We start from the raw sequence: 15,136 nt of genomic DNA, 5'->3' as shown, positions 1-15,136 counted from the left end.
CCTGGGTCGCGGCCAGGTTCCATCAACGCCTGCGCAGTTGGGCCAGGGCCTGTTCGGCCAGGCGCAGGGTCAGCTCGTAGGCTGGCAGTTCCACGCCCAGGCGCAGCGCTTGCCCGGACCAGAGGTTGGCGAAGTCCGCTTCGCCCTTGGCTCGCAGAGGCTGCAGCGCACCGCCGGCGCGAGGAAAGGCCGGGGCCAGGGGGCTGATGGGGCCGACTTCACGCATGATGCGGTTGACGATGCCGCGGGCCGGACGCCCGGTGAACAGGTTGGTCAGCGCCGTCTGGCTTTCCTTGGCGGTCCGCAGGGCCTGGTGATGAGCGGCGCTGACCTTGGCCTCTGGAGTGAACAGGTAAGCCGTGCCGATCTGTACCGCGGATGCTCCCAGGGCCAGCGCCGCGACGATGCCCCGGGCATCGCCAATGCCGCCAGCGGCAATCACTGGAACCTTCACCGCATCGGCAACCTGCGGAACCAGGGCCATGGTGCCGACCTGGGTATTGAGGTCGTCGCTGAGGAAGATCGCCCGGTGACCGCCGGCTTCATAACCCATGGCGATGATCGCATCGCAACCGCGAGCCTCCAGCCACAACGCCTCGTCCACGGTGCTGGCCGAAGACAGGATCTTCGCGCCGGTGGCCTTGACCCTGGCCAAGAGCGTGGGCTCCGGCAACCCGAAGTGGAAACTCACCACCTCGGGACGCAGCTCTTCCACCAGCCGGCAGCTGGTTTCATCGAAGGGCGCGCGATCGCTGACCGGTGTCGGCGCGTCGAAATCGACGCCCAGTTCGCGATAGTAGGGCTCCAGGGCGTTTTTCCAGCGCTCTTCACGCTCCGCATCGACCGGCTGCGGTTGATGGCAGAAGAAGTTGAGATTCAGCGGGTGATGGCTGGCCGAACGAATGACCTGCACCTCCTGGCGGATCTGCTCGGGGCTGAGCATGGCACAGGGGAGCGACCCCAGGGCTCCGGCACGGGCGGCGCCAATGACCATGGCGGAGCCGGCGGGACCGGCCATCGGTGCTTGAATGATCGGCAGGTCGATTCCCAGCAGGTCCAGGAGGCGGGTATCAGTCCATGGGCTCATTTGACGTGGTTCTCCAGCGGCGGTTTTAGACGATGCTGCGCAGGTTTTAGCAGGAGACGGCAGGCTGAGGCCAGTCGGATTTTCCTCTCGGAGGCAAGTGAGCCGTGCGGGTTGCTACTGCAAGAAGGGCCCCTGGGCTGTCGAGGCTGCCGGACAGGCGCTAGACTGCGGCGGTTTTTCACTCATCGCATTATCAAAGGAAGGCCGACCATGGATGTAAAACTGCGCCAAGTGCAGCCCTTCAGTGTGGCTGGATTGCAGGTACGTACCCTCAATGCCCATGAGCAACAGCCAGGCACTGCCTTGATCGGCCCGATGTGGCAGCGTTTCTACGTCGAGAATCTGTACGACAAGATTGCGCCAAGGCAGGAAGACTCGTTCGTCTATGGGGTTTATTCCAACTACGAGTCCGATGCTACGGGATACTTCGACGTGACCGCCGGTGTCGCGCTGGATGGGGCCTGCGTCGAGTATCCCGGTGTCCAGATCCAGGGCGGTGAATACCTGGTGTTCAGTGCCAAGGGGGCCATGCCGGAGTGCGTGATCCAGGCCTGGGGATTCATCTGGGCCTACTTCCAGGACAACCCCCAGGTGCGTCGTGCCTATGCCACCGATTTCGAGGTCTATACCAGCGCCGATTCGGTGGCGATCTACATCGGTGTTCAGGCCTCGGACGAGCCTTCGCGCTCCAGCAACTGACGCTTGCGCTCCACGCCCCAGCGATAGCCTGACAGGTTGCCATCACTGCGCACCACCCGGTGGCAGGGGATGGCCACTGCCAGGCTATTGGCGGCGCAGGCCTGGGCCACGGCCCGGCAGGATCGCGGGGCGCCTATGCGTCGGGCAATCTCGGTGTAGCTGACCGTGCTGCCGGCGGGGATGCTCCTCAGGGCTTGCCATACCCGCTCCTGGAACGCCGTGCCGCGCAGGTCCAGGGGCAGGTTCAGGCCAATGGCCGGCGCTTCGATGAATCCCACCACCTGGGCCACCAATCGCTCGAACGAGTCATCGGCGCCGATCAAGTTGGCCTTGGGGAACTTGTCCTGCAACTCTTCCACCAGCAGGTTGGGGTCGTCTCCCATGAGGATGGCGCAGACCCCGCGCTCGCTTTGTGCCACCAGAATCGCCCCGAGGGAGCATTGGCCCACGGCAAAGCGAATGTCGTTGTTGGGGCCGCCAGCGCGGTAGTCGCTGGGCTTCATGCCCAGGAGCTGGTCCGCAGCCTCATAGAAACGGCTGTTGGAGTTGAACCCGGCGTCGTACAGGGCATCGGTCACCGAGTGGCCGCGCTGCAGGTGCGAGCGTACCTTGCGCGAGCGCTGTGCATTGGCATAGCCCCTTGGTGTCAGGCCCGTGGCGGCCTTGAACACTCGATGGAAGTGGTAGCTGCTCATGCCGGCCTGTTGTGCCAGTTGTTCCAGGCTGGGTACCGACTCGGCGCTTTCGATCTGGCGACAGGCTGCGGCCACCACGGCCCCATGATGTGCTGCGACCTGGGTCTGGTCGCTGGCCAGTCGCTTGCTGGGACGGTAGCCCGCGGCTTCGGCCTGTTCGGCGCTGTCGAAGAACTCGACGTTCTCCGCCTTCGGCAACCGTGACAGGCTGCTGGGGCGGCAATACACGCCGGTGGTGCGCACGGCATAGACGAAGCTGGTGTCGGCGTTGGCATCGCGCCTGAGCACGGCCTGCCAGCGGGGATCCTGTTCGATGCGATGTTTACGTGACGTCGCGTTCATGGTCGATTCTCGATGGGTGATGCCGGCCAGGTTAGTCATTCGGACGCTGCCCGGCACTCCGGGTCTTGCGTTCGAATTCCTGGCCGGCCCCGGCCTGGCGAAACGTCAGGTTGATCCGCTGTTGGCCCAGCAGGGCGTGAGTCCCTTCCTTGATCGGCATCACGCCGTGGAAGCGCAGGCGGTCTACTCCACCCCAGACCACCACGTCGCCGTGCAGCAATGGCACTCGCTGGCTCTTGTCACTGCGTTGCTGGCCGCCGAATAGAAAGATCGCTGGCAAGCCCAGGGACAATGACACGATTGGGGCCCGGTAGTCGCGTTCGTTCTTGTCCTGGTGCAAGGACATCTTCGACCCGGGCCGGTAGCAGTTGATCAGGCAGGAATCGGGAGAAAACCCGGTGAAGCCGGCCGCATCCGCCGCCGCCTGGGCCAGCTGTCGAAATACCTTGGGCATCGCTGGCCACGGGCGTGAGCTCTGCGGGTCCACCGGGCTGTAGCGATAGCCACTGGGGTCGGTGGTCCAGCCCAGCTGTCCGCAACTGCTCAGGCCGACCGACATGCTGAAGCCGCCTGGCGTCACCATGTGGCGAAAGGGCGCCTGCTCCAGAACCCGTTCCAGCTGTGGCAGCAGGTGCTCGACCCAGGGCAGGGCGAAGCCTCGCAATACACGAGACTGCGGGCCAAGTACCTGGATGTGCGCAGGCTGTTGCAGGTCCTCTTCGCTGAAGAGTCCGAGGCTTGCGGGCCTCAGGTCATCACAATGCATCGTGGAAAATCACTCCGAGGGTATGGCGCTGGCCACTGTGCACGCGGCTGACGCCGTGGCGCATGGTCACTCGATAATGGCCGCGAGAGCCTTTGACTGGTCGATGGTGCACGGCGAAGAGCAGGCCATCACCTTGCTTCAGACCAATGACCTGCGGACGCGATTGCATGCGTGGGCGCTGCTCGGTGAGCACCAGTTCACCACCGCTGAAGTCTGTTCCCGGTTGCGATAGCAGGAAGACCGCTTGCAGGGGAAATACATGCTCGCCATACACGTCCTGGTGCAGGCAGTTGTAGTCCCCGGCGCCGTATTGCAACAACAACGGCGTGGGGCGTTGCTGGCCGGCAGCGTGGCAACGCTGGAGAAAGTCCAGGTGTTCCCTGGGGTAGCGTGTATCGATGCCCAGTGTCTGGTTCCAGCGGTTGGCCAGGTCCACCAGGTAAGGGTAGATTCGCTGGCGCAACTCGGCCACGGGGTCTGGCAGTGGGTAGCGAAAGTACTGGTATTGGCCTAGCCCGAAGCCATGGCGGGCCATGAGGACCTTCGAGCGGAACCGGCCGGTGTCTTGATAGAGGCTGCTCATGGCCTGGCATTCAGCCTTGTTGAGCAAGCCTTCGAGCCGGGCGCAGCCATCCTGGTCGAGGGCCTGTTCGATGCAGGCCCAGTCAAACCGTTGCAGGCGTTCATGGAGAGGGGAGAGAGGCATGGCGAGACGGTCCTGGATGTGAATGACTCCAGCCAGTCTGCGGTTCACCTGCTCGGCAAACACTCCGATGCTTGCGCTGGAATCCGTTTACAGGGCCTTGCTCACACTGACATCGCTGATGACATCGGTACTCTGGCCATGCAGGGCCAGTAGCGCGGCATGGGCTTCTTCGGCGGTACCGTTCTGGAGTTGGGCGAATTCGAAGCGGCGCTCGCCGTTGAGCTTGTATTTGATGACGTACTTGGTGGTCTTGGACACGGGATTACCTGTTGGCGCAAGGAGCAGGCTGAGGGCTAGCGCAGTTTCGAGGTGGAGCGGCGGATGATGCGGATCGAATGCGTGAGGGTCGGCTTACGGGTGACGCTGATGGCTCGCCGACTGACGGTATCGATGGTGATGTTCCAGAATCCGGTGCTGGGCGCGGTGATCTTTGCCGGGAACTTGTCGAAGGCACCGCCGTGGTACGTATGGCGACCGCCGTTCTTGAAACTGCGGAAGTTGGCATCATTCATGAGGCGGATGTTGCAGACCTGGGAGCACTCGATGACGACAATGTCGTCCTCGTTCAGGTGCTCGCGCTGGTGGATGAATTTCATGGGCGCCTCCAGATGGGCTATTACAAAGCAAACAACGTTTGCGTGGGCGATGCTGCAGTTTATCAGGCCCAAGGGTTTATGATTCGGCCCCGCTGTCGGACTTTGACAATTTAAAACAGTTATTTGGATTTTTATCGGCGATAAAAGCCGTGCCTCCGGAGAAAAACAGCAGCTTTACTGTCGGAGGGATTTTATTGGAGATTTCATATTATGAAGCGGTGGGTATGGGTTCTGGCGTTGGCAATGGGTGGTTGCTCAACCGTTTCGGATATCAATCAGACGCCGCCGACCTTGAACGTCATTTCAGGCAAGAAGCCTGATGAGTACGCCAAGTGCTTGGCCGAGAAACTCTCCAAGAGCCGTGGAGCCTTGCAGGTGGAGCCCCACAAGGGTGGGTATCGGGTGATTGTGCCGCAAAGCCTGTCTTCGGCACCTGCGGCGGTTTTCTACATTGATGAGCGGTCCTCGGGTAGCAGCATCAAGTTGCACGAACAGATGTCCAATAACCCGTTGCGTCCTCAGGACGTGCTCACTGCTGGGGAAAAATGCATCTCGGGCTGACCTGCGCCAAGTTCAGTCCCCAAAAAAGCCAGTCGAGACTCTCATCGCTAGCGGCATGAGTCTCGACTGGCTTTTTTGTTGCTCCGAAGAACTCGGAGGGCTCATGTAGCACGAATGACGAAGGCTAATTTTGCGTTGTCGGTGTGGATCGATTGTCCTACTATTTGCTCGCTTATATCTACTAAGTCTAAGCATATAACTAGAATAATGGAGTTCATATGATCCCACTGGATCGAATGCTATTGAGTGGCCTGATGCTACTGTTTGTGCAAACTGCCCATGCCGTGGATGGACAGAAAATCTTCATCCAGGGAGGCTCCCAGCCAGGGGCGGCGGCTTGCATGGCTTGTCATGGTGCGGATGGAATGGGCCTGGCGCCTGCCGGGTTTCCGCGCCTTGCCGGGTTGCCGGCCAGCTACCTGAGCAAGCAACTGCATGATTTTCGCAGTGGCGCCCGCACTAGCCCGGTCATGCAGCCGCTGGCCAAGGCCCTGACTGAAGACGAAATCACCGCCATCACCAGCACCCTGGCTTCCATGCCCGCCCCGAAGACTCCCCTGAGCAATCGTGGCCAATTGGCCGAAGGTGTCGGTGAGCGCCTGGCACTGCGAGGAGCCTGGGACCGACAGGTTCCGGAGTGTGTCAGTTGCCATGGTCCTGGTGGTGTAGGTGTCGGCCAGGCGTTTCCGCCTCTTGCCGGGCAGCCTGCCACTTACCTGGTGGCGCAGCTGAACGCTTGGCGCGAAGGTGGGCGGCACAATGATCCCAACAACCTGATGGGGCATATCGCCAAGTCCCTGAGTGCCGAAGAAGTGACGGCCGTGGCGGATTACTTCGCCAGTCTGGGCCAGAAGGAGGCGCATCAATGAAGCTGTTGATTGCAGGGGGGCTGATGAACCTGCTGGCGGCCCAGGTACAGGCAGCCAATATCGCCATGGAAGATCAGTCGCAGATTCCGGCGCCGAGCGCTACTGCCCACACCGAGTATTTCAAGCCGCCAGCCGAGAGCGAATTGCCTGACAATGCCTATGGCAAGCTGGTGCGAGAGGGGCATGCGCTGTTTGTCGATACCAAGCGTCTGGCACCGCAGTATGTGGGCAATGGACTCAATTGCAGCAATTGCCACCTCGACCAGGGGCGCCTGGCCAACTCCGCGCCGTTGTGGGGCGCCTACCCGATGTATCCCGCTTATCGCAAGAAAAACGACAAGGTCAATACCTTCGCCGAGCGTCTGCAGGGGTGCTTCCAGTTCAGCATGAACGGCGGCAAGCCGCCTGCGGCGGACAGTCCGGAAATCACTGCGTTGTCGGTGTATGCCTATTGGCTGGCGAGCAAGGCCCCCTTGGGCGTCGAGTTGCCCGGTCGCGGTTATCCTGATGTGCCGCCGCCTGCCAAGGGGTATGACCTCAAGCGCGGGGCTGCGGTCTATCAGGCGCAGTGCTCGATCTGTCATGGCGACCAGGGGCAGGGCCAGAAAGCCGGTGCGGACTATGTCATGCCGCCGCTTTGGGGCAAGGACTCCTACAACTGGGGGGCGGGAATGCACCGGATCAATACCGCCGCGTCTTTCATCAAGCACAACATGCCTTTGGGTAAAGGGGGCAGCTTGAGTGATGAGCAGGCTTGGGATGTCGCCGCTTTCGTCAATAGCCATGAGCGGCCCCAGGATCCGCGGCTGGTGGAAGGCTCCATCGAGAAGACCCGCCTCAAGTTCCACGCCAATGATGGAGTGAATCTGTATGGCCAGACGGTAGATGGGGTGCTGATAGGCCAGGGCATCCGATAAACTATGCTCTATCGTCACCGATGCCGCCCGGGTCCGCGCCCGGGCGGCATCGTTTTTTTGGGAGAGAGCATGAAGCGGGAACACATCAGGGAAAAGCATGCAGAGGGCTTGATCTCTGCCACCCATGTGATCCAGAACCCGGCCAACTCGGGAGAATGGATCGTGTTTTTCAAGAAGAGTGCCGGGCGCAGCTACTTCCTGGTAGATGACAGCGACGAAGTGGAGTCCTTTACTCGCCTGGACGACTTGATCGAGACCATCCGTGGCCTGGGTATCAAGTTCGCCGAAATCCACATGTAGCGAATTTTTCCTCTTACTTGCAGACCACCACTACGCTACGGCTCTTGTAGTTGCCGACGTCGGCACCCAGCGTCTTTTCGCTGTCGCTGGGGGCTGGAGTGCCTTGGGTACCGATGATCCGATAGCCCGTGCCGGCGCAGGAGGCTTCGGCTTTCTCATAGCAGCTGGCCCAGGAGCCAGCCTCGCCAGAGCAGTCGATGCTCAACGCCTGCTCGCCATCGGCCAGGTAGGTGTCGGTGATGCTGGCGCAACCGCCCAGGGCCAGGGCGATGGTCATTGCGAGGATTTTTTTCATGGATACACCTGGCGGGAGCAAGCAGAGATCTGATGGCGATGCTATAGCTAATGGCCATTTCGGTATAGCGCATCCCGGGGCTTCTGGTCGGCACGAGCCGATGCATTGTGCTGGTGGCATTGATCCTGTCGGCCATACTGTTTCGAGTGCCGAGGGGTGGCTACGGGTAGGCTGGAGTGGGGGGAACAGGCCTGATCGTGATTGTTCAGGATTGGCTGAAGGCCCCGGCCTGCGGGCCTCATCGTGTTGAGAGTGGTTCTCTTGCAAGCTAACTGAAACTCGCGGTGGAACTATCTGGCGCTTTATTTCTCTATGATGGCAGCGGATAGCCAGTGTGGGGCATTGTAAGGTGCTCGCCGCCTGATTAGACTGCGCCGAAACTTGTAAGCACAGCCTTTTTAAGGACTCATATGATCAAGAAATGCTTGTTCCCAGCAGCCGGTTACGGTACTCGCTTCCTGCCAGCGACTAAGGCCATGCCCAAAGAGATGCTGCCGGTGGTGAACAAGCCACTGATCCAGTACGGCGTAGAAGAAGCGCTTGATGCCGGATTGAATGAAATCTCCATCGTGACTGGCCGCGGCAAGCGTGCGCTCGAAGACCACTTCGACATCAGCTACGAGCTGGAAAACCAGATCAAGGGCACCGACAAGGAAAAATACCTGGTCGGTATCCGCAAGCTGTTGGACGAGTGCTCGTTCTCCTACACTCGCCAGACTGAAATGAAAGGTCTGGGCCATGCGATTCTCACTGGCCGTCCGCTGATCGGCGACGAACCTTTCGCTGTGGTGCTGGCCGACGACCTGTGCGTCAACCTCGAAGGTGACGGCGTACTGACCCAGATGGTCAAGCTGTACAAGCAGTTCCGTTGCTCGATCGTGGCCATTCAGGAAGTCGATCCGCAGGAAACCAACAAGTACGGCGTGATTGCCGGCGAGATGATTCGCGACGATATCTACCGTGTGCACAGCATGGTCGAGAAGCCGAAGCCTGAAGACGCACCTTCGAACCTGGCGATCATTGGCCGCTACATCCTGACTCCGGACATCTTCGACCTGATCGAGCAGACCGAGCCGGGCAAGGGTGGCGAGATCCAGATCACCGACGCGCTGATGAAGCAGGCGCAAAATGGCTGCGTAATGGCCTACAAGTTCAAGGGCAAGCGTTTCGACTGCGGTGGTGCCGAAGGCTACATCGATGCGACCAACTTCTGCTTCGAGAACTTCTACAAGACCGGCAAGGCTTACTGATAGCCGCTGTACGGACCTGTCTGGAAAAGCCACCTTCGGGTGGCTTTTTTATTTATCGCCCTTATGTCCATCCTCTGCGCTGACCCGCTCGCCAACTGAGGTTATGCTTGTCAGCCTGCCTGGGAGAGTGAAATGGCCTACGATTTTGATCTTTATGTAATAGGTGCCGGTTCCGGTGGTGTACGTTGCGCGCGATTCGCCGCAGGCTTCGGAGCCAAGGTTGCAGTGGCTGAGAGCCGGTATCTGGGGGGCACCTGCGTCAATGTCGGTTGCGTGCCGAAAAAACTCTTGGTGTACGGTGCCCACTTCGCTGAAGACTTCGAGCAGGCCTCGGGTTTTGGCTGGGATCTTGGCGAAGCGAACTTCGACTGGGCGACCCTGATCGCCAACAAGGATCGTGAGATCAACCGCCTCAATGGCATCTACCGTAATTTATTGGTCAATAGCGGTGTGACCCTGCACGAGGGTCACGCCAGACTCATCGACCCGCATCAGGTGGAAGTCAATGGCCAGCGCTACACCGCCAGGCACATCCTGATCGCCACCGGTGGCTGGCCGCAGATCCCGGATATTGCAGGGCGCGAACATGCCATCAGTTCCAATGAGGCGTTCTACCTCAAGGAGCTGCCCAAGCGCATCCTGGTCGTAGGTGGTGGTTATATTGCGGTGGAGTTCGCCGGGATCTTCCATGGCTTGGGAGCCGATACCCAATTGCTGTATCGCGGGGATCTGTTCCTGCGGGGGTTCGATGGTGCGGTACGCAAGCATTTGCAGGAAGAACTGACCAAGCGCGGCCTGGGATTGCAGTTCAATGCCGATATCGAGCGTATCGACAAGCAGGACGACGGCAGTCTCCAGGTCACCCTCAAGAACGGTCGTACGCTGCTGACCGACTGTGTGTTCTACGCCACCGGACGTCGGCCGATGCTCGACAACCTGGGCTTGGAAAACACTGGGGTCAAGCTCGACAAGCGCGGTTTTGTCGAGGTCGATGACCTGTACCAGACCAGCGAGCCATCAGTCTTGGCCATTGGCGACGTCATCGGGCGCGTCCAGTTGACTCCGGTCGCCTTGGCCGAAGGCATGGCGGTGGCCCGCCGCCTGTTCAAGCCCGAGCAGTATCGCCCGGTGGATTACCGGATGATTCCCACTGCCGTGTTCAGCTTGCCGAATATCGGCACCGTTGGCATGAGCGAAGAGCAGGCCCGTGAAGCGGGGCATGAGGTGCAGATTTTCGAGAGCCGCTTCCGGCCGATGAAGCTGACGCTCACTGAATGCCAGGAGCGTACGCTCATGAAGCTGGTGGTCGATGCGCAGACCGATAAGGTGCTGGGCTGCCACATGGTCGGCCCGGATGCCGGTGAAATTGTCCAGGGCCTGGCGATCGCGCTGAAGGCTGGGGCGACCAAGCGCGACTTCGACGAAACCATTGGCGTGCACCCCACGGCTGCCGAAGAGTTCGTGACCATGCGTACCCCTGTCGCGGGCTGATCAGGAGCCCGCTGTAGCGCCTGGCTGTGCCTTGCTGCCAGCCAGGCGCAGCGCCTCCAGGCTGGCTTCAGCCTTGGCGGCGCGTAGCTCCATGTCCTTGCTGGCCTGGGCCTGTTTGTCGTGGTTCTCCTTCAGAGCCAGGATTTCCTCCGAGGCCACGCGCAAGCGTTCCTGCAGTAGGGCGCTTTCGCTGTCCAGTCGCGCCAACTGCTCGCTGAGTTGGGATTGTCGGGTTGTGCTCTTGTTCGCCATCTCCTGGGCTTGCTTGAGTTCCTTGCCGGTTGCTCGCTGCTCGCTGAGCAGGCGTTCGTTGTCGCGATGCAGCTGGGTGATTTCATCCTGGCGTACCAGGGCGCTTTGTTGGGCCTGGCGCAGTTCCATCTGTACCTGTTGCATTTGCCCTTCGTGGCGACGCAGTTCCTGTTCGCGCTGCTCCTTGCTGGCGGCGCGGTAGTGCTCCAGGGCATCGCGGGCATGCAGGTGCTTCTCTTCCAGCGAGTGGATCCGCTGTTCTTTATCCGCAAGGCGCAGGTCGGCGTCCTTGAGTGCCTGATTGAGCTCGGCGCTGCGGGTCTGCTCAGCATGCAGCATGGCTCGGACGTCCTGTAGCGCGGCGCTTTCACTGGCCAGGGCATTGGCCTGGGCCTGCAGTTGTCCTTGCAGTTGCTCCTGATGCTGGCGCATTTCATCCAACTGCTGCTCAAGGGCCTGCTTCTGCGATTCGAAGTGGGAGAGGGCTTGTTCCAGAGGCTCTTGCGCCTGCTCCTGGAGGCGCTGGGCCAGCCTTCCTACCAATTCTCCCAGTTCTTCATCCAGGGGTACGGGGCCGATATCGCGACGGCCAGCACCATCATCCAGCTCTTTCAGGTAGCGATGGATGGTGGTCTTCGAGCCGGTATTACCCATTTCTATACGTACCGCATCGATGCTCGGGTGACCGCCGCGGGCAAGGATTGCCTGGCGTGCTTTTTTCACCACCGCTTTATTGATGCCTCCACGAGCCATGCTACCTCCAACGATTTAATACTGTGTTACGTGGTATGTAATTTATCGTTATTGTACAGCTTGTTTTGCTTGCTTGATAACTGAAATCTGACATGGAATATTTTAATATTATTCCTTGTGATGAGGAGTGAAGATGCCTTTCACCCCACAGCCTTGTATCTGTTAGAGCCTAGAAGCCATGAGTGAGCTGGATCGTTATCTGCAAGCCGCCACCCGCGACAACACCCGGCGCAGCTATCGGGCGGCCATCGAGCACTTCGAGGTCCAATGGGGTGGGTTTCTGCCGGCGACGGCTGAGGGGGTTGCACGTTACCTGGTGGCCTATGCCGGTGAGCTATCGCTCAATACCCTGAAATTACGCCTGTCAGCATTGGCTCAGTGGCATAACAGCCAGGGCTTTGCCGATCCCACCAAGGCGCCAGTGGTACGCCAGGTGCTCAAGGGTATTCGTGCCGTGCACCCTGCCCAGGAGAAGCAGGCCGAACCTTTGCAGCTACGGCATCTGGAGCAGGTGGTCGCCTGGCTCGACGAGGAAATTGCAAGCGCCATCGCCGAACAGCGCCAGGCCGATCTACTGCGTGCCCGGCGTGATCGGGCGTTGATCCTGCTGGGTTTCTGGCGCGGCTTTCGCAGTGACGAGTTATGTCGCCTGCAGATCCAGCACGTAGAGGCCAATGCTGGCTCCGGTATCAGCCTGTACCTGCCCCGTAGCAAGAGCGATCGTGAAAACCTCGGGCGCACCTATCACACCCCGGCCCTGCAGCGTTTGTGTCCGGTACAGGCCTATATCGAGTGGATCAACGGCGCCGCGTTGGTGCGTGGGCCGGTGTTTCGCGCAATCGACCGTTGGGGCAACCTGGGCGAACAGGGGCTGCATGCCAATAGCGTGATTCCCTTGTTGCGCCAGGCGCTGGAACGCGCAGGCATAGCCGCCGAGCACTACACCAGCCATTCCCTGCGTCGAGGCTTCGCCACTTGGGCCCATCGCAATGGCTGGGATCTCAAGTCATTGATGACCTATGTCGGCTGGAAGGACATGAAATCGGCCATGCGCTACATCGATGCCGAGCCTTTCATGGGCATGGCAGTCCTTCAGGACCCACGGGCGCGCTCGTAGATTTGAGGTTCTTCTATTAATACAGCGGGCTGATAGCCAAAACCAATCGATAGCATCAGGTTTACCAATGAGCCAGATGGCGACTCATTGGCTAGGATTCTCCCCATAAAGTTTTTACCCAATGTCTTCAACCACTGATGGAGAGTCAACGATGCCTATCATCAACAGCCAAGTTAAACCGTTCAAAGCCACTGCATTCAAAAACGGTGAGTTCGTCGAAGTATCGGATGCCGACCTGAAAGGCAAGTGGTCTGTCGTATTCTTCTACCCAGCTGACTTCACCTTCGTCTGCCCGACCGAGCTGGAAGACCTGGCCGATAACTACGCCGAATTCCAGAAGCTGGGCGTTGAAATCTACAGCGTTTCCACCGACACCCACTTTGCCCACGCTGCCTGGCACAACACCTCGCCAGCCATTGGCAAGATCAAGTACACCATGATCGGCGACCCGACCCTGGCTATCTCGCGCAACTTCGACGTGCTGATCGAAGAAGCCGGCCTGGCTGACCGCGGTACCTTCGTGATCAACCCTGAAGGCCAGATCAAGATCGTTGAAATCAACGATGGCGGCGTAGGTCGCGATGCTTCCGAGCTGCTGCGCAAGATCAAGGCTGCCCAGTACGTTGCTGCCCACCCAGGCGAAGTCTGCCCAGCCAAGTGGAAAGAAGGCGAGGCCACTCTGGCTCCGTCCCTGGACCTGGTCGGCAAGATCTAAGTCCATGCGTCATCCAGGGGCGGTCATCCGCACTTAAGTAAGCCGCACCGCCCTCAAATAACGCCCGGGCGAGATTCGCCCGGGCGTTGTTTTTTTACCGAATCAAAGGAAATCGCCCGTATGTTGGACGCCAATCTTAAATCTCAGTTGAAGTCATACCTGGAGCGGGTCACACAGCCGATCGAGATCGTTGCCTCCCTCGACGACGGTGCGAAATCCCAGGAAATGCTCGCGTTACTCAAAGACATCGTCAGTCTTTCCAATCAAATTACCTTGCTCGACAACGGTACCGATGTGCGCAAGCCATCGTTCTCGTTGAATCGCCCGGGGAGTGATATCAGCCTGCGTTTCGCTGGTATCCCCATGGGCCACGAGTTCACTTCCCTGGTACTGGCCCTGCTGCAAGTAGGTGGTCATCCGTCCAAGGCCAGTGCGGAAGTGATCGAGCAGGTCCGTTCGCTCAAGGGCGAATTCCACTTCGAGACTTACTTCTCGCTGTCGTGCCAGAACTGCCCGGATGTGGTCCAGGCGCTGAACCTGATGGCGGTACTCAACCCCAATATCCGCCATGTCGCTATCGATGGTGCCTTGTTCCAGGCTGAAGTGGACGAGCGCAAAGTCATGGCCGTGCCCAGCATCTACCTCAATGGTGTGAACTTCGGCCAGGGCCGCATGGGCCTGGAGGAGATCCTCGCCAAGCTCGACACCGGCGCGGTGGAGAAGCAAGCGCAGAAACTCAGCGCCAAAGAAGCCTTTGATGTGCTGGTGGTCGGCGGTGGCCCGGCTGGCGCTGCAGCTGCCATCTATGCTGCCCGCAAAGGTATTCGTACGGGGGTTGCTGCCGAGCGTTTCGGTGGCCAGGTCCTGGATACCATGGCGATCGAGAACTTCATCTCGGTACAAGAAACAGAAGGCCCGAAATTGGCAGCGGCCCTGGAAGAGCATGTCCGCCAGTACGACGTCGACATCATGAACCTGCAACGTGCCAGCGCCCTGGTTCCTGCTAGCGAAGTCGGTGGGTTGCATGAAGTGCAGTTCGCCAATGGGGCCAGCCTCAAGGCCAAGGCGCTGATCCTGGCCACGGGTGCCCGCTGGCGGGAAATGGGTGTGCCGGGCGAGCAGGAGTACAAGGCCAAGGGCGTGTGCTTCTGCCCGCACTGCGATGGCCCGTTGTTCAAGGGCAAGCGCGTGGCGGTGATCGGTGGTGGCAACTCCGGTGTCGAAGCGGCTATCGACCTGGCCGGTATTGTCAGCCACGTCACCCTGCTGGAGTTCGATAGCAAGCTGCGCGCCGATGCGGTGTTGCAGCGCAAGCTGTTCAGCTTGCCGAACGTCAAGGTCATCACCAGTGCCTTGACCAGCGAAGTGAAGGGAGATGGCCAGAAGGTCACCGGCCTGGTCTATAAGGACCGCGACTCGGGAGAGTTCAATACCGTCGACCTGGAAGGCATCTTCGTACAGATTGGCTTGTTGCCTAACACTGATTGGCTCAAGGGGGCGGTCGAGCTGTCGCCGCGGGGCGAGATCATTGTCGACGCACGTGGTGAGACTTCGCTGCCGGGGGTCTTCGCAGCAGGTGACGTGACCACAGTGCCGTACAAACAGATCGTGATTGCGGTGGGCGAGGGGGCCAAGGCATCCCTGAGTGCCTTCGACCACCTGATCCGGACCTCTGCGCCGGCCTGATAGCCAGCCCAGGTAAAACAAAACCCCATGAGCCAGGCT

General features: G+C 59.9%; 18 protein-coding genes. 10 read left to right on the top strand and 8 right to left on the bottom strand.

Annotated features, from left to right (window positions below; translation table 11 throughout):
* Nucleotides 1-22: 22 nt before the first annotated feature.
* On the bottom strand, nucleotides 23-1,087 hold the full coding sequence (locus C4K39_RS26625) for an NAD(P)H-dependent flavin oxidoreductase (protein ID WP_124347832.1): 1,065 nt from the start codon (nucleotides 1,085-1,087) through the stop codon (nucleotides 23-25).
* Between the two features lie 210 nt (nucleotides 1,088-1,297).
* Here C4K39_RS26625 and C4K39_RS26620 point away from each other — a divergent pair, with 210 nt between their 5' ends.
* Nucleotides 1,298-1,786 carry a GyrI-like domain-containing protein gene (locus C4K39_RS26620; RefSeq protein WP_068580730.1) on the top strand — a complete coding sequence of 163 codons (489 nt, stop codon included), beginning with the start codon at nucleotides 1,298-1,300 and terminating at the stop codon, nucleotides 1,784-1,786.
* On the opposite strand, the gene ada is transcribed toward C4K39_RS26620, so the two are convergent.
* The 5 genes from ada to C4K39_RS26600 all read right to left on the bottom strand — a co-directional run bounded on the left by ada (nucleotide 1,750) and on the right by C4K39_RS26600 (nucleotide 4,891).
* On the bottom strand, nucleotides 1,750-2,823 hold the full coding sequence (ada, locus tag C4K39_RS26615; protein ID WP_124348403.1) for a bifunctional DNA-binding transcriptional regulator/O6-methylguanine-DNA methyltransferase Ada: 1,074 nt from the start codon (nucleotides 2,821-2,823) through the stop codon (nucleotides 1,750-1,752). The genes C4K39_RS26620 and ada overlap by 37 nt on opposite strands.
* 31 nt (nucleotides 2,824-2,854) lie before the next feature.
* On the bottom strand, nucleotides 2,855-3,589 hold the full coding sequence (gene alkB, locus C4K39_RS26610; protein ID WP_124347831.1) for a DNA oxidative demethylase AlkB: 735 nt from the start codon (nucleotides 3,587-3,589) through the stop codon (nucleotides 2,855-2,857).
* Nucleotides 3,579-4,295 carry a 2OG-Fe(II) oxygenase gene (locus C4K39_RS26605; protein ID WP_124347830.1) on the bottom strand — a complete coding sequence of 239 codons (717 nt, stop codon included), beginning with the start codon at nucleotides 4,293-4,295 and terminating at the stop codon, nucleotides 3,579-3,581. The genes alkB and C4K39_RS26605 overlap by 11 nt, the downstream gene beginning before the upstream one ends.
* A gap of 87 nt (nucleotides 4,296-4,382) precedes the next feature.
* Complete coding sequence (locus C4K39_RS31595; protein ID WP_164487328.1) at nucleotides 4,383-4,553, bottom strand: hypothetical protein; 171 nt, start codon at nucleotides 4,551-4,553, stop codon at nucleotides 4,383-4,385.
* A gap of 35 nt (nucleotides 4,554-4,588) precedes the next feature.
* Entirely contained in the window at nucleotides 4,589-4,891 is a 303-nt protein-coding gene (locus C4K39_RS26600) for a DUF1883 domain-containing protein (RefSeq protein ID WP_068580737.1), read from the bottom strand.
* Between the two features lie 210 nt (nucleotides 4,892-5,101).
* Between C4K39_RS26600 and C4K39_RS26595 the strand changes: the two genes are divergently transcribed.
* From C4K39_RS26595 to C4K39_RS26580, 4 genes are all read left to right on the top strand, one after another.
* The gene (locus C4K39_RS26595) at nucleotides 5,102-5,452 is read left to right on the top strand and encodes a hypothetical protein (RefSeq protein ID WP_068580739.1); all 351 of its coding nucleotides are present in this window, start codon (nucleotides 5,102-5,104) and stop codon (nucleotides 5,450-5,452) included.
* Nucleotides 5,453-5,670: 218 nt separating this feature from the next.
* Nucleotides 5,671-6,321: a c-type cytochrome gene (locus C4K39_RS26590; protein ID WP_124347829.1), complete on the top strand. Its 651-nt coding sequence runs from the start codon at nucleotides 5,671-5,673 to the stop codon at nucleotides 6,319-6,321.
* Nucleotides 6,322-6,386: 65 nt separating this feature from the next.
* Nucleotides 6,387-7,238 carry a c-type cytochrome gene (locus C4K39_RS26585; protein ID WP_164487365.1) on the top strand — a complete coding sequence of 284 codons (852 nt, stop codon included), beginning with the start codon at nucleotides 6,387-6,389 and terminating at the stop codon, nucleotides 7,236-7,238.
* A gap of 69 nt (nucleotides 7,239-7,307) precedes the next feature.
* Complete coding sequence (locus tag C4K39_RS26580; protein WP_124347827.1) at nucleotides 7,308-7,538, top strand: hypothetical protein; 231 nt, start codon at nucleotides 7,308-7,310, stop codon at nucleotides 7,536-7,538.
* 13 nt (nucleotides 7,539-7,551) lie between these two features.
* Here C4K39_RS26580 and C4K39_RS26575 read toward each other — a convergent pair whose 3' ends face one another.
* Nucleotides 7,552-7,833: a hypothetical protein gene (locus C4K39_RS26575; protein ID WP_124347826.1), complete on the bottom strand. Its 282-nt coding sequence runs from the start codon at nucleotides 7,831-7,833 to the stop codon at nucleotides 7,552-7,554.
* Nucleotides 7,834-8,243: 410 nt separating this feature from the next.
* On the opposite strand from C4K39_RS26575, the gene galU reads away from it, so the two are divergent.
* Entirely contained in the window at nucleotides 8,244-9,083 is an 840-nt protein-coding gene (gene galU, locus C4K39_RS26570) for a UTP--glucose-1-phosphate uridylyltransferase GalU (protein WP_011061681.1), read from the top strand.
* 132 nt (nucleotides 9,084-9,215) lie between these two features.
* On the top strand, nucleotides 9,216-10,574 hold the full coding sequence (gorA, locus tag C4K39_RS26565; RefSeq protein WP_124347825.1) for a glutathione-disulfide reductase: 1,359 nt from the start codon (nucleotides 9,216-9,218) through the stop codon (nucleotides 10,572-10,574).
* Here gorA and C4K39_RS26560 read toward each other — a convergent pair whose 3' ends face one another.
* Nucleotides 10,575-11,579 carry a DNA-binding protein gene (locus C4K39_RS26560; RefSeq protein ID WP_124347824.1) on the bottom strand — a complete coding sequence of 335 codons (1,005 nt, stop codon included), beginning with the start codon at nucleotides 11,577-11,579 and terminating at the stop codon, nucleotides 10,575-10,577. It abuts the gene before it with no gap.
* 178 nt (nucleotides 11,580-11,757) lie between these two features.
* On the opposite strand from C4K39_RS26560, the gene C4K39_RS26555 reads away from it, so the two are divergent.
* From C4K39_RS26555 to ahpF, 3 genes are all read left to right on the top strand, one after another.
* Complete coding sequence (locus tag C4K39_RS26555; protein WP_068580754.1) at nucleotides 11,758-12,696, top strand: site-specific integrase; 939 nt, start codon at nucleotides 11,758-11,760, stop codon at nucleotides 12,694-12,696.
* Between the two features lie 151 nt (nucleotides 12,697-12,847).
* The gene (gene ahpC / locus C4K39_RS26550) at nucleotides 12,848-13,411 is read left to right on the top strand and encodes an alkyl hydroperoxide reductase subunit C (protein WP_017907017.1); all 564 of its coding nucleotides are present in this window, start codon (nucleotides 12,848-12,850) and stop codon (nucleotides 13,409-13,411) included.
* 120 nt (nucleotides 13,412-13,531) lie between these two features.
* A complete protein-coding gene (gene ahpF, locus C4K39_RS26545; protein WP_124347823.1) occupies nucleotides 13,532-15,097 on the top strand; it encodes an alkyl hydroperoxide reductase subunit F in 1,566 nt (521 codons plus the stop codon).
* Nucleotides 15,098-15,136 lie beyond the last annotated feature (39 nt).

This window comes from Pseudomonas sessilinigenes, from assembly GCF_003850565.1.
Lineage (GTDB): Bacteria > Pseudomonadota > Gammaproteobacteria > Pseudomonadales > Pseudomonadaceae > Aquipseudomonas > Aquipseudomonas sessilinigenes.
Note: the sequence above shows the minus strand (reverse complement) of the source record. Positions and strands in the feature narration are given on the sequence as shown.

Excerpts from the sequence above, each read along its gene's own strand:
- C4K39_RS26625 (WP_124347832.1), bottom strand. The coding sequence starts at position 1,087 with ATGAGCCCATGGACTGATACCCGCCTCCTGGACCTGCTGGGAATCGAC.
- C4K39_RS26620 (WP_068580730.1), top strand. The coding sequence starts at position 1,298 with ATGGATGTAAAACTGCGCCAAGTGCAGCCCTTCAGTGTGGCTGGATTG.
- ada (WP_124348403.1), bottom strand. The coding sequence starts at position 2,823 with ATGAACGCGACGTCACGTAAACATCGCATCGAACAGGATCCCCGCTGG.
- alkB (WP_124347831.1), bottom strand. The coding sequence starts at position 3,589 with ATGCATTGTGATGACCTGAGGCCCGCAAGCCTCGGACTCTTCAGCGAA.
- C4K39_RS26605 (WP_124347830.1), bottom strand. The coding sequence starts at position 4,295 with ATGCCTCTCTCCCCTCTCCATGAACGCCTGCAACGGTTTGACTGGGCC.
- C4K39_RS26600 (WP_068580737.1), bottom strand. The coding sequence starts at position 4,891 with ATGAAATTCATCCACCAGCGCGAGCACCTGAACGAGGACGACATTGTC.
- C4K39_RS26595 (WP_068580739.1), top strand. The coding sequence starts at position 5,102 with ATGAAGCGGTGGGTATGGGTTCTGGCGTTGGCAATGGGTGGTTGCTCA.
- C4K39_RS26590 (WP_124347829.1), top strand. The coding sequence starts at position 5,671 with ATGATCCCACTGGATCGAATGCTATTGAGTGGCCTGATGCTACTGTTT.
- C4K39_RS26585 (WP_164487365.1), top strand. The coding sequence starts at position 6,387 with ATGGAAGATCAGTCGCAGATTCCGGCGCCGAGCGCTACTGCCCACACC.
- C4K39_RS26580 (WP_124347827.1), top strand. The coding sequence starts at position 7,308 with ATGAAGCGGGAACACATCAGGGAAAAGCATGCAGAGGGCTTGATCTCT.
- C4K39_RS26575 (WP_124347826.1), bottom strand. The coding sequence starts at position 7,833 with ATGAAAAAAATCCTCGCAATGACCATCGCCCTGGCCCTGGGCGGTTGC.
- galU (WP_011061681.1), top strand. The coding sequence starts at position 8,244 with ATGATCAAGAAATGCTTGTTCCCAGCAGCCGGTTACGGTACTCGCTTC.
- gorA (WP_124347825.1), top strand. The coding sequence starts at position 9,216 with ATGGCCTACGATTTTGATCTTTATGTAATAGGTGCCGGTTCCGGTGGT.
- C4K39_RS26560 (WP_124347824.1), bottom strand. The coding sequence starts at position 11,579 with ATGGCTCGTGGAGGCATCAATAAAGCGGTGGTGAAAAAAGCACGCCAG.
- C4K39_RS26555 (WP_068580754.1), top strand. The coding sequence starts at position 11,758 with ATGAGTGAGCTGGATCGTTATCTGCAAGCCGCCACCCGCGACAACACC.
- ahpC (WP_017907017.1), top strand. The coding sequence starts at position 12,848 with ATGCCTATCATCAACAGCCAAGTTAAACCGTTCAAAGCCACTGCATTC.
- ahpF (WP_124347823.1), top strand. The coding sequence starts at position 13,532 with ATGTTGGACGCCAATCTTAAATCTCAGTTGAAGTCATACCTGGAGCGG.